The following is a 12,205-nucleotide window of genomic DNA, read 5'->3' as shown; positions in this document are numbered from 1 at the left end:
TGGTCGGGTCAATACAAGGTAGTGACCATAGACCCGGCCTTAGGCCGCCACGACCGTCCGGGTCGGCGATGGATCTGGCACCTGAAGGCTGCGGATCGGCAGTTGCGTTGCAGTTCCACTCGCAGGGATGAATTTCAATCGCAGTGGTCCGTGGAGCCAACCCTCCTGCTCCAGCTCAACCCGTCCCTGGGAGGAGAGAAACAGCAGGGCCCAGAACACCCCAACCCGATCCCGGTCCAGGTCCGCCGCGGCGGCCACCTCCCACTGATCCACCAGTTGATCGAAGCCCACCCAGTCCAGGGCGGTCTCCCAACCGTTCAGAAACACGCCCAGTGCTGCAGTTGTTTCCGGCAGCTTTTCGCGGTGGGCCAGCCCGGCCACCTGGGCGATGGCTTCACGGTTGCTGTAGCGCTTTTGGCGTTTGCGGCGGCGTGCCTCGAGTTCGTCTGATTCCAGCTGCTCGGCAATCGATTCCAGCTGTTCGATCAGCTCGCCAAGGGTGACGGGGCGACGCAAGGGCGGCGGTGCCACAGGACGTCGCTGCAGATGGCGCTCCGGCCGTCGGGGCAGATCAAAGGCCGGATCAAGCCATCCTTGCTCATCGAAGTCGGCATCGAAGTGATCTTCGACTTCGGGCGGTGGCGGCAGCATGCTTGTTTCGAGCATCTCCGCTTTGAGTCCTACCAACACCGAGGCGGCCAGGAAGGCTTCGCTGCTGTCGGCCAGGTCCCGCTCGTAGCTGCCGCCCCGTCCGGCCAGGGCGGCTGCCATCTGCCCGGGAACTTCAATGCGTTGCCGGAGTTGATCCAGAAAGCCGTCGATGACGGCGATCACATCCACATCCCAGGGATCCAGATCCCCTCGCTCCGCTGCGTCCTGCAGCAGCCGAATCGCAAGGCGGGCTCCAGCATCAGCGCCGTCTTTAGGGGCTACCTGGAGCAAGTCATTCACCCTTTTCCGGCAAGGTATCGGTCCTCAACCGGTGTCGCCAGTGCTGCCTCAGGCCGCACTGCTGGCGTCGGTTACCTCCGCCTGGTCGCTGTCGTCGCTCCCAGCACTGGTTGCGCTGACGGTTGTGGCAGGCAGGAGTCCCAGCTGGGTTTCAACGGTGGAGCGGTAGCGGCTGAGGTCGGTCTCCAGTTCCTGGATACGCACCTGCTGGGCCTCGTATTCGTTGGCCTTGCTGAACTGTTCAACGTTGTTGAGCATCCCGGTCCAGGCCGCGAAGAACCAGGCCGAAACGGCTCCCAACCCCGCTGCCAGCAGCAGCAGACCCGCCAAAGGCAGGGTGTACTCGACCCCAGGCAACACGTGAACAGTCGTGGGGCTGGTGTTCGCCAGGGTGAAGAACACCGTTATCAGGCCGAAGCTGAAGATCAGGCCGAAGTTGATCTGACGCATGGCAGGGGAGCGTTCCCCTGGAACTTACGGACGGTTGGCCGTGAATGAATCGGAATCGATACTTGATTTATGACGCGCCCACGGCGGGGGCCTGGATGATCGCTGGAACGGGGGCCTGACCTCGAATCAAGGGGGCCGTTGGCGAGATCACCTGTTCCATCGCACCCAGGTTTCGGCTCACCAGTGCTTCGATCGAGCTGCGGTAGCTGTCGGTCATCAGCTTGGGGTACAGCCCGATTCCGATGATCGGCACCAGCAGGCAGCCGATGATGTACACCTCGCGCGGCTCCGCATCCACCAGGTTGGTGTGGGACACCAACTCCTCTTTCTCCTTGCCGAAGAAGATCTCGCGAAGCATCGAGAGCAGATAGATCGGTGTGAGGATCACGCCGACGGCGGCCAGCCCGCAGATCACCACTCGGAAGGGCAGGGTGTAGGCCTCATCCGTGGCGAAACCGGCAAAAACCATCAGTTCGCTCACGAATCCGCTCATGCCGGGTAGGGCCAGGGAGGCGAGGGCACACACCGTCCAGAGCGCGAACATGATTCGCATCTTCTGGCCAATGCCTCCCATCTCATCCAGCTGAAGCGTGTGGGTGCGGTCGTAGGTGGCACCCACGAGGAAGAACAGGCTGGCACCGATCAAGCCGTGGCTGATCATCTGCAGCATGGCGCCACTGGTGCCCAGGGCACTGAAGCTGCCCACGCCGATCAGCACGAAGCCCATGTGGCTGATCGAGCTGTAGGCGATCTTTCGCTTGAGGTTGCGCTGGGCGAAGGAGGTGAGGGCGGCGTAGATGATGTTCACCACCCCCAGCACGATCAGCAGTGGGGCGAACTGGGAGTGTGCCGCTGGCAGCAGTTCACAGTTGAAGCGCAGCAGTGCATACCCGCCCATCTTCAGCAGGATGCCTGCCAACAGCATGTGCACCGGTGCCGTTGCTTCGCCATGGGCATCCGGCAGCCAGGTGTGCAGGGGCACGATGGGCAGCTTCACGCCGAAGGCGATCAGCAGCCCGGCATAGCAGAGCAGTTGAAAGCCCGTTCCGAAGTCTTTGGCCGCAAGAGCGGTGTACTCAAAACTGGGTGTGCCGCCGCCGACGAAGCCCATGGCCAGGGCGGCCAACAGGATGAACAACGAGCTGCCGGCTGTGTAGAGGATGAATTTGGTTGCGGCGTACTGGCGTTTCTTGCCGCCCCAGATGGCCAACAACAGATACACCGGGATCAGTTCCAGCTCCCAGGCCAGGAAGAACAGCAGCATGTCCTGCACGGCGAACACCGCGATCTGGCCGCCGTCCATGGCCAGCAGCAGGAAATAAAACAGCCGAGGTTTGAAACTCACCGGCCATGCCGCCAGGCAGGCCAGGCTTGTAATGAAGCTGGTGAGCAGGATCAACGGCATCGAGAGGCCGTCGGCTCCCACCGCCCAGGTGAGGCCAAGATCTGGCAGCCAGCTCACCCGTTCGGACAACTGCAAGCCACTCAGGCTCGGGTCGTAGCCGGTGAGGTAGGCCGCGACGGTGATCAGGAAGGTGATCAGCGTCACGATCAGGGCGTACCAGCGCACCTGCTTGCCTTCGCCTTTGTCTGGAACTAGCGGAACCAGCAGGGCACCCACAATCGGCACCAGGATCGACAGGCTCAGCCATGGAACGGTGGCCTGCACCGGCTCACTCACCCCGGCGACTGCGAATTCGAACACGCTGTCAATCCGATCCTTACTGGTTGGATCGTAGAAATCATGGCCGCTGTGTCATCACCTCGATAGGCGATGACACACATGGGCGTTAGGCCTTAAGCGATTGGTCCGCCGATCACGCCGAACAGCACCACCAAGCCGATCACGCCGGCAAACACGATCAGGGCATAGAACTGGGCCCGTCCGGTCTCGAGATATTTGAGACCTTCGCCGCTTCCGAGGGTGAGCAGTCCGGTGAGGTTGACCACGCCATCCACCACCTTGGCGTCCACCTCGAGCACCTCGCGCGCCAGTTTGCGGCTGCCGCGAACGAACAGCTTCTCGTTCACCACATCGAGGTACCACTTGTTGGCGAGGAAGGCATTCACCGCCGGGAAGCGACCTGCCACCAGCTGCCCCAGATCAATCCGATGAAGGGCATAGGCCAGAACAGCCAGGGTGATGCCGGCAACGGAGATGGCCACGGAGGCGCCCGCCAGAGGCAGAAACTCGCCCCAGCTGAATTGTTCGGCCATCTCGAGGGCTTCTTCGGGATTGAGAAGGCCTGCGAAGCGGCTGTTCCAGGGTGTTCCAAGCAGACCTATCAGTACGGAAGGCACCGCTAGCACCGCCAAGGGGGCCGCCATCGGCCAGGCCGATTCATGCACACTGCCGCCATGGGCGTGGTGCTCGGAAGGATCCTTGCCCGCTGCAGTGAGCAGCTGGGCCTGCATGGCGGTGTCGTTGCCGCGGAACTCCCCTTCAAAGGTGAGGAAATAAAGGCGGAACATGTAAAAGGCCGTCATCCCTGCTGTCAGGAAGCCCACCACCCAGAGCAGCGGGTAGCTGTTGAAGGCCTGACCAAGAATTTCGTCCTTGCTCCAGAAGCCGGCCAGGGGCGGAATGCCGCTGATGGCGATGCAGCCGATGAAGAAGGTGATCGAGGTGACGGGCATCTTCTTGCGCAGGCCTCCCATCAGGCGCATGTCTTGGGCGAGAACGGGCTCGTGGCCCACCACCTCCTCCATGGCGTGAATGACGGAGCCTGATCCCAGGAACAACATCGCCTTGAAGAAGGCATGCGTCACCAGGTGGAAGATGCCGGCGACCGGGGCGCCGCAACCCATCGCCAGCATCATGTAACCGAGCTGGGAGACGGTGCTGTAGGCCAGACCCTTCTTGAGATCCATCTGGGTGAGGGCAATGGAGGCTCCCAGGAAGCAGGTGATCGTGCCAACGACGGCGATCACTGTTTGAACGACAGGGAACTGGGCGTAGAGGGGATCGAGGCGGGCGACCAGGAACACCCCTGCGGCCACCATCGTGGCGGCGTGAATCAGCGCTGAAATTGGCGTCGGCCCCTCCATGGCATCGGGCAGCCAGACATGGAGAGGGAACTGGGCCGACTTGGCCATCGGACCCATGAACACCAGCAGGCAGAGCAGCAGCGCTGCCCATGGGGCCACCGTTCCGGCGGCCAGGCCGTTCTGCAAGCCATCGGCGATTCCCTGGAAATCGAAGCTGCCGGTGGCCCAGAACAGGCCAAGGATGCCTAGCAGCAGGCCGAAGTCACCCACCCGGTTCACCACAAAGGCTTTCTGGGCGGCGTGGGCGGCGCCATCACGGTCGTACCAGAAGCCCACCAACAGATAGGAGCACATGCCCACCAGCTCCCAGAAGACGTAGATCTCCAGGAGATTGGGGCTGATGATCAGCCCCAGCATGGAGCTGCTGAACAGCGCCAGGTAGGTGAAGAAGCGCACATAGCCCTTGTCGTGGGCCATGTAGCCGTGGGAATACACCAGCACCAGCAGGGCGATGGTGGTGACCAGCGCCAGCATCACCGCTCCAAGCGGATCCACCACGTAGCCCATCGGCAGAACGAAGCTGCCGGCACTGGCCCAGACGAACAGATGCTCGACCGGCGGGGCGCCATTGAGCTGGTTGAACAGGATGCTGTAGCTGAGGGCCGCAGCTGCACCAACACAGGAGATCAATAGCAGCGCAACGGGTTTGCGCAACCGGTTGATCGTGCGGTTGAAGCTGATCAATCCCAGCCCGGTCAGCACGGCGCCGAACAGGGGCAGAACGGGAATGAGCCAGGCGAGTTCCTCGGCCGAGGGCATCCGCAAACAGCAGGTTGAAGCGAGTGTAGGCAGCTCAGCCCAGCAGGTTCTGGAGTGCTGAATTGCGCATTAACTCGGCAGCCGTCGGAATGAAGCGGTGGGCCCACCAGAAGACGCCGACGGCAATGGCGATGCCTAGTTGCGCGGGCCGGACAAATTCCTGCCACTGCAGCTGCTGGCGTCCATCCAGAACGGCAGCGAACGGCACGATCGAGGTGCTGGCCTTGAGCTCATCAAAGGCCTCACCGAAGCGGGCCTTCAGGCGCCGGTCGCCATGCCAGACGGCGAAGAGGTGATGGCCGATCAGGCCCACGCAGGTCACCAACATGAAACTGCTGCCGATCCAGAGGGCGTGGGTGAGGCACCAGAGAATTTGCCCGATGGCCTGGGGATGGCGGCTGATGCGGATGATTCCCGTGGCATAAAGACGCACCTGTGGTTTCAGCACCGCCGGGATCTCCAGCAGGTTGTAGGTGGCTGGATAAAGGAAGAGAAAGCTGATGGCGGTTCCGATCCAGACGATCGGAATCACCCCAGGCACGCCCTGGAGATTCCACAGCCGCACCCCGTCGTAGCGATGGGCCAGGAACCAGCCGATCACCACCACGGCCGAAGGAATGCTGGCTGCCGCGAAGATCAGGCGCCAGGCCCTCGCTCCGATCACGGCCTCAGCCCGGCTGCGCAGGGCAGCACCACCGCTGTGAATCACGGCAAACAGGATCAGCAGCACCAGCATCACGACGCTGCTGTGGTGGGTGGAGGCCATGGCGGCTGCGTTGGAAGGGCGTGATTCTGGCTGTCGGACGTGGCGGTCCTAAATTTCTGGTGTTCCTCCGGGTGTTCCGCGGTGGCCGATCTGCCGTTCACCCTCGACCAGCTGCGGATCCTTCGCGCGATTGTCAGTGAGGGCAGCTTCAAGAAAGCCGCCGACAGTCTCTACGTCACCCAGCCCGCCGTCAGCCTTCAGATCCAGAACCTAGAGAAGCAGCTGGAGGTGTCGTTGTTTGATCGCGGCGGGCGCAAGGCGCAGCTCACTGAGGCTGGCCATCTGTTGCTGAGTTACTGCGACCGGATCCTGAGCCAGTGCCACGAAGCCTGTCGGGCCCTGGATGATCTCCACAACCTCAAAGGTGGATCCCTGATCGTGGGGGCAAGTCAGACCACCGGCACTTATCTGATGCCCCGGATGATCGGCCTGTTCCGCCAGAAATATCCGGACGTGTCCGTGCAGCTTCAGGTCCACAGCACAAGACGCACGGGCTGGAGCGTGGCCAACGGTCAGATCGACCTGGCGATCATCGGTGGTGAATTGCCGGCAGAACTCAATGAACTGCTGCAGGTTGTGCCCTACGCCAGTGATGAGCTGGCCCTGGTGTTGCCGGTGAAGCACCCCTTGGCCCGACTGGCTGAACTCACCAAGGAAGACCTCTATCGCCTGGGCTTTGTCTGCCTCGACGCCCAATCCACCACCCGGAAGATGGTTGACCAGCTCTTGGCGCGCTCCGGCCTGGATGTGCAGCGCCTACGCATCGACATGGAGCTGAATTCGCTGGAAGCCATCAAGAATGCCGTTCAGGCGGGTCTGGGCGCCGCCTTTGTTCCTGTGGTGTCGATCGAGCGGGAGTTATCGGCTGGCACGATTCATCGGCCCCAGGTGGCTGATCTGCAGGTGAGACGCCAGCTCAAGCTGATCACCCATCCCGCCCGCTACTGCTCACGCGCTTCGGTGGCCTTCCGCAATGACGTTCTGCCAGTCTTTGCCAGTGCTGACAGCCCGATTCGCCAGGCAGCGAAGGTCGTGCCTGAAGCGATCGGGGAGCAACTTATTCAGAACTGATCGGCCTCTGGTGTGACGCCCACAGCGTCATCTGCCACGCCTCGGGTGAGGAATTTGTTGTCACTGATGTCGGTTTGGTAGACGCAGCGCACCACGGGCTTGTCCCGCACGGAGCCGATGTAGGCAAAGGTATTCATCCGCTGTTTGCACTCACGCTCCTGCTCGGCGGTGATGGCCCCCTCCTTGCGCAGCACCGACCAGTTCTCCCGACGGATCACGCAACCCGGTTGCAGGGTCGGCTGGGTCACAAAGCTGCTGGAGGGGTTGAGCGTTGTGTACATCTCGATGTCCATGACGAAGGCGCTCGCCCCCCACTGGCGGCAGAACTCCGGGTCGGGAACGGCCATGTCCAGTTGCTGGGAGCTGGCGATGTTTCCCTGGTCGCCCGTGGTGGTGCTGGTGACAGCGCTGCCGATGCCGATCCCCACCACGAGAACTCCTGCCAAGACGGCCAAGGTGAGGGTGCTGAATTGAAAGTCGCCCTGGCTGCCTCCACCACCCGGTGGGGGGCCGGCAGGACGGCCGTATCCGCCCCGAGGTGGAGCGTCATAGCGGTCACGCTCAACGCGGTTGTAGCGGCCATCACGCGGTCGGCGGCCGCCGCGGTCGTAGCGCGAGCCGGTCACAACAGTTCAGGGGTGCGGGGCAGGCCCATGGAGAAGTTCTGCACGCGGCCATCCGGGTTGTAGCTGAGTTCTCCGGCCTGGAGCAGTTGCCGGATGAATCCCTCCAAGTCTGTACCAATGCGGCGCAGGGTGTAGTCACTCAATTCGCCGCCGGCTGCGGCATCTACCAGTTCCTTAAAGCGTCCCTGCACCTTGGCGAGGCTGGCGGCATCCCATAGAAATTCGTTGTCGGGATCCAGATCCAAGGTCAGTTGGTCATCCGAAGGAACCAGATCCTCCTCTTGAAGTGCTGCTGTGAACAGGCGCACGTGGCGGGTGGTGCACTTGAGAAGGGTGTCAGCCAAGACGCGACCACGGGAAAGCTGACACGAGTTTAAGAAGCAAAGGGGGGTCAAGCCCTTTTAAGGTTGGTTTCACTTTCGAGACGGCCGCATGCGCGTCGCTATTGCCGGAGCTGGCCTTGCTGGACTCTCTTGTGCCAAATACCTGGCGGATGCCGGCCACACCCCCATCGTGGTTGAAGCCCGTGATGTGCTGGGCGGCAAGGTGGCGGCCTGGAAAGACGAGGAAGGTGACTGGTATGAGACCGGCCTGCACATTTTCTTCGGGGCCTACCCGAACATGCTGCAGCTGTTCAAGGAGCTGAACATCGAAGACCGGCTGCAGTGGAAGAGCCATTCGATGATCTTCAACCAGCAGGACGAACCAGGCACCTACAGCCGCTTTGATTTCCCCGATCTGCCGGCACCGATGAATGGTGTGGCGGCGATCCTGGGCAACAACGACATGCTGAGCTGGCCTGAGAAAATCAGCTTCGGCCTGGGCCTTGTGCCTGCGATGCTTCGGGGTCAGGGGTACGTCGAGGAGTGCGACAAATACTCCTGGACCGAGTGGTTGCGGGTCCACAACATCCCAGAGCGGGTGAACGATGAGGTGTTCTTGGCGATGAGCAAGGCCCTTAATTTCATCGACCCCGATGAAATTTCTGCCACGGTTGTGCTCACAGCTCTCAATCGTTTCCTTCAGGAGAAGAACGGCTCCAAGATGGCGTTCCTCGATGGGGCGCCGCCGGAGCGGCTTTGCCAGCCGGTGGTTGAGCACATCGAATCACTGGGTGGTGAAGTGCACCTCGACAGCCCCCTGCGTGAGATCAAGCTCAATGCCGATGGTTCGGTGGCGGCGTTTCACATCGGTGGAGTGAAGGGCAAGGAGAGCTTCGACCTCACCGCTGATGCCTATGTCAGTGCCTTGCCGGTGGATCCCTTCAAGCTGCTGCTGCCTGAGCCCTGGAAGCAGATGGAAGTGTTCCAGAAGTTGGATGGTCTCCGGGGTGTCCCCGTGATCAATCTGCACCTCTGGTTCGATCGAAAGCTCACCGACATCGACCATCTGCTGTTCAGCCGCTCCCCCCTGCTCAGCGTGTATGCCGACATGAGCATCACCTGTCGGGAGTACGAAGACCCCGACAAGTCGATGCTTGAGCTGGTCTTTGCTCCTGCCAAAGACTGGATCGGTCGTCCCGATGAGGAGATCATCGAGGCCACCATGGGCGAGCTCAAGAAGCTGTTCCCGATTCATTTCAGTGGCGACAACCCCGCCACCCTGCGCAAATACAAGGTCGTGAAGACGCCCTTGTCCGTCTACAAGACGATCCCCGGTTGCCAGGAGCTGCGTCCAGATCAAACCACTCCGATCAAGAACTTCTTCCTCGCGGGCGACTACACGATGCAGCGCTATCTCGCCTCGATGGAGGGTGCTGTTCTCAGTGGCAAGCTCTGCGCCGGTGCGGTGGACCGCAAGACAGGTCAGCTGGCATCATCGACCTCTTCCAGTGAGCCTGTGACGGCCTGAGCCATGCCCCTCGCCTCCCCGGATCTCGACGCAGCCTTTGAGGCCTGCCGTCGGGAGACCGCCGAGTGGGCCAAGACGTTTTATCTCGGCACCTTGCTTCTCCCTCCGGAGAAGCGGCGTGCCATTTGGGCGATCTATGTGTGGTGCCGGCGCACGGATGAGTTGATGGACAGCTCGGAGGCCCAGGGGCGTCCGGTGGAGGAGCTGGCAGAGCGGCTCGACCGTTGGGAGGAGAAGACCCGCGCTCTGTTTGATGGTCGGGTGGCGGACGACCTGGATGCGGTGATGGTGGACACCCTGGAGCGCTTCCCCCAGGGCATTCAGCCTTACCTCGACATGATTGAGGGCCAGCGGATGGACCTCACCTGGACCCGCTACCCCCGCTTTGAAGACCTCAAGCTCTACTGCTATCGCGTGGCAGGCACCGTTGGCCTGATGACCCAGGGGGTGATGGGCGTCGACCAGGCCTACACCTCAGCTCCCTGGAGCGACTGTCCCGACACCTCCGATGCCGCCGTCGCCCTGGGGATCGCTAACCAACTCACCAACATCCTTCGGGATGTGGGGGAAGACCGGGGCCGTGGTCGTATCTATCTGCCCCAGGAAGATCTCGAGCGTTTCGGCTATTCCGAGGAGGAGCTTATGGCTGGAACCCTCAACAACGCCTGGCGTGCGTTGATGCGCTTTCAACTGGAGCGGGCTCGCGATTGGTTTGCTCGCTCGGAAGCCGGAGTCCGTTGGCTGTCCGCCGATGCGCGCTGGCCTGTGTGGACGTCGTTGCGGCTGTACCGCGGCATCCTGGATGAAATTGAACGGGTCGATTACGACGTGTTCAATCACCGTGCCTATGTGGCCAAGGTCAACAAGCTGCTTGATCTGCCCCGTTCATTCCTGTTGGCTCAGTCACGCTAAAAACCCCTGACGGTCGTACCGGCAGGGGTTGAGTTGATCTGCTGTTTCCATCGATCAGATCGGCGACGGATCAAACCGCCGTTTTCTGGTTGGCTAGCAGATCCTTGAGCTTGGACAGTTCGCCGGCCCAGCGGGGGTCAGGAGCACCTTCGCTCTTCGCATCGCTGTGGACCACTTTGTTCACAGCCTTGCGGGCCACTTGAGGCTGACCGGCTGCATTGGGGGCTCCACGACGGTTGCCGCCAGCATTGTTGTCGCGGCGCTCGGAGCGCTCGACCCGCAGAGCACTGCCACCGAACTCCTTGCCGTTGAGAGCTTCGATCACGGCGTCGGCCAGTTTCGGATCATCCACGTTGGCGAAGCCGAAACCGCGGCATGCACCGGTTTCGCGGTCGAGAACCGACTTGAACCGAATCCCTTCTCCCACTGCCTTGAGCAGAGCCACCAGCTCCTGTTCTTCAAAGGTTTGCGGCAGGTTGCCGATGTACAGGCGGATGCTCATGAAGGAAAGGGAATGCGATCTGTCGGTGTCTGACCGTCATCATTGACACCAGGAAAGTTAATCACAGAGCCTCGCTTTCGAGCGCCAAGAAATGTTGGGCCTCCTTCAGCGCCTCGCTTGGGGTCTGGATGCGTCCAAAGGCATGTTCAAGCTTCAGATGATGCAGCAGGCGTCCGAGATGGGGGCCGGGTTCTATCTCCAGGGCTGTGAGCAGGCCGTTGCCGTCGACCGGAGTTCTGGGGTGGAACAGAGGATCCTTCGCGTTGCGCCATCGACGCAGCCAGATTTCTTTCTCGGGCATGGGCAGTTGCAGGACCAGGGCGGGGAGATCCCCCTCCAGCTCCTCGTGCAATTGCAGTCGATCGCTATCGGGTAGCGCGTCCGGTGCCTGACCGGTGCGTTGCTGCCAGCTCCGCAGCCGTTTGCAGCGCTGGCGCAGGGCGCGACTAGCCCGGAGTTGGCTGAGGCCCTCATCGCTCACCAGGGCCGTCAGCCGCGCCAAGGGCACTGCTGATGCGGCTTCCTCGCTGGTCAGGCCATCGATGTTGCCGGGTGTGGGAGGTTGCCCCCCGGCCGCCCAGGGATGCAGCAACGGCAGGCTCCTTAGGGCTGCCATCGCGGCGTCAGCGTGTTCGCCCCGCACCAGGCGCTGCAGCTCCGCCAGGATCCTCTCTGGTGCCGCTTCCGGAAGCCGTGCGGCGTGGTGCTCAATCCACTCCATGGTCTGGCTGGAGATGGTGAGGGGGATTTCCGCTATCAGCCGCAATCCCCTCAGCAGCCGCAGAGGGTCATCGATGAGGTTGGCTTCCGAGATGGCGGTCAGGCAGCCCTGCTGGAGGTCGCTGAGTCCCCCTGTGGGATCCCACAGCTCTCCCCATGGCTGGAGCGACACGGCGATGGCATTGAGCCGGTAGTCGCGCCGCCAGAGGTCGTCTTCGATGCGGTCTCCGTCCTGTCGGGCGATGTCGACCGTCCAGCCCCCAAGCACCAACCGAGCAATGCTCCGTTCCGCGTCGAGCACCACACAAGTGCCATGGAGCTCCTGGGCCAAGGCCTTGGTTAGGGCGATGGCATCCGATGGGACCACCAGGTCAAGATCCGGCTGCTCTTGGAGACGGTCCAGCAAGCCATCCCGCACGGCTCCACCCACCAGCGCTGTGCCTTCGGGAAGCCATGCCAGGGGTAGAGGCCACTGGGCTGGAGCCAGTCGCTCTCGCAGCTGGTTAAGCAATGCGTCGCAGGAGCCTTGGGCCATCAGAATGGGAAGAG

12 protein-coding genes are annotated in these 12,205 nt (G+C 62.0%); 3 read left to right on the top strand and 9 right to left on the bottom strand.

Annotation, left to right across the window (positions count from 1 at the left end):
• Nucleotides 1-39: 39 nt before the first annotated feature.
• The 5 genes from Syncc8109_RS10200 to Syncc8109_RS10180 all read right to left on the bottom strand — a co-directional run bounded on the left by Syncc8109_RS10200 (nt 40) and on the right by Syncc8109_RS10180 (nt 5,974).
• Nucleotides 40-942 carry a segregation/condensation protein A gene (locus Syncc8109_RS10200; RefSeq protein ID WP_025362553.1) on the bottom strand — a complete coding sequence of 301 codons (903 nt, stop codon included), beginning with the start codon at nt 940-942 and terminating at the stop codon, nt 40-42.
• A gap of 57 nt (nt 943-999) precedes the next feature.
• On the bottom strand, nt 1,000-1,401 hold the full coding sequence (locus Syncc8109_RS10195; protein WP_006849942.1) for a lipopolysaccharide assembly protein LapA domain-containing protein: 402 nt from the start codon (nt 1,399-1,401) through the stop codon (nt 1,000-1,002).
• Nucleotides 1,402-1,468: 67 nt separating this feature from the next.
• Nucleotides 1,469-3,106 carry an NAD(P)H-quinone oxidoreductase subunit 4 gene (locus tag Syncc8109_RS10190; protein ID WP_006852024.1) on the bottom strand — a complete coding sequence of 546 codons (1,638 nt, stop codon included), beginning with the start codon at nt 3,104-3,106 and terminating at the stop codon, nt 1,469-1,471.
• Nucleotides 3,107-3,198: 92 nt separating this feature from the next.
• Complete coding sequence (locus Syncc8109_RS10185) at nt 3,199-5,208, bottom strand: NAD(P)H-quinone oxidoreductase subunit 5 (RefSeq protein ID WP_006850310.1); 2,010 nt, start codon at nt 5,206-5,208, stop codon at nt 3,199-3,201.
• 34 nt (nt 5,209-5,242) lie between these two features.
• A complete protein-coding gene (locus Syncc8109_RS10180) occupies nt 5,243-5,974 on the bottom strand; it encodes an NnrU family protein (protein ID WP_006850240.1) in 732 nt (243 codons plus the stop codon).
• Between the two features lie 81 nt (nt 5,975-6,055).
• Between Syncc8109_RS10180 and Syncc8109_RS10175 the strand changes: the two genes are divergently transcribed.
• Entirely contained in the window at nt 6,056-7,045 is a 990-nt protein-coding gene (locus Syncc8109_RS10175) for a LysR family transcriptional regulator (RefSeq protein ID WP_006850961.1), read from the top strand.
• Here the strand turns inward: Syncc8109_RS10175 and Syncc8109_RS10170 are convergent.
• The gene (locus Syncc8109_RS10170; RefSeq protein WP_006851556.1) at nt 7,036-7,671 is read right to left on the bottom strand and encodes a DUF3172 domain-containing protein; all 636 of its coding nucleotides are present in this window, start codon (nt 7,669-7,671) and stop codon (nt 7,036-7,038) included. The genes Syncc8109_RS10175 and Syncc8109_RS10170 overlap by 10 nt on opposite strands.
• Nucleotides 7,668-8,015, bottom strand: a complete 348-nt coding sequence (locus Syncc8109_RS10165; RefSeq protein ID WP_025362552.1) for an NAD(P)H-quinone oxidoreductase subunit M — start codon at nt 8,013-8,015, stop codon at nt 7,668-7,670. Before Syncc8109_RS10165 ends, Syncc8109_RS10170 begins: the two co-directional genes overlap by 4 nt.
• 88 nt (nt 8,016-8,103) lie before the next feature.
• On the opposite strand from Syncc8109_RS10165, the gene pds reads away from it, so the two are divergent.
• Nucleotides 8,104-9,522, top strand: a complete 1,419-nt coding sequence (gene pds, locus Syncc8109_RS10160; RefSeq protein WP_006850834.1) for a 15-cis-phytoene desaturase — start codon at nt 8,104-8,106, stop codon at nt 9,520-9,522.
• A gap of 3 nt (nt 9,523-9,525) precedes the next feature.
• The gene (locus Syncc8109_RS10155) at nt 9,526-10,434 is read left to right on the top strand and encodes a phytoene synthase (RefSeq protein WP_006850685.1); all 909 of its coding nucleotides are present in this window, start codon (nt 9,526-9,528) and stop codon (nt 10,432-10,434) included.
• A 70-nt stretch (nt 10,435-10,504) separates the two neighbouring features.
• On the opposite strand, the gene Syncc8109_RS10150 is transcribed toward Syncc8109_RS10155, so the two are convergent.
• Both Syncc8109_RS10150 and Syncc8109_RS10145 read right to left on the bottom strand, forming a co-directional pair.
• Complete coding sequence (locus Syncc8109_RS10150) at nt 10,505-10,936, bottom strand: RNA-binding protein (RefSeq protein ID WP_006849769.1); 432 nt, start codon at nt 10,934-10,936, stop codon at nt 10,505-10,507.
• 61 nt (nt 10,937-10,997) lie between these two features.
• Nucleotides 10,998-12,191: a tRNA nucleotidyltransferase gene (locus Syncc8109_RS10145; protein ID WP_025362551.1), complete on the bottom strand. Its 1,194-nt coding sequence runs from the start codon at nt 12,189-12,191 to the stop codon at nt 10,998-11,000.
• Nucleotides 12,192-12,205: the final 14 nt, after the last annotated feature.

The organism is Synechococcus sp. WH 8109, from assembly GCF_000161795.2.
GTDB lineage: Bacteria > Cyanobacteriota > Cyanobacteriia > PCC-6307 > Cyanobiaceae > Parasynechococcus.
Note: the sequence above shows the minus strand (reverse complement) of the source record. Positions and strands in the feature narration are given on the sequence as shown.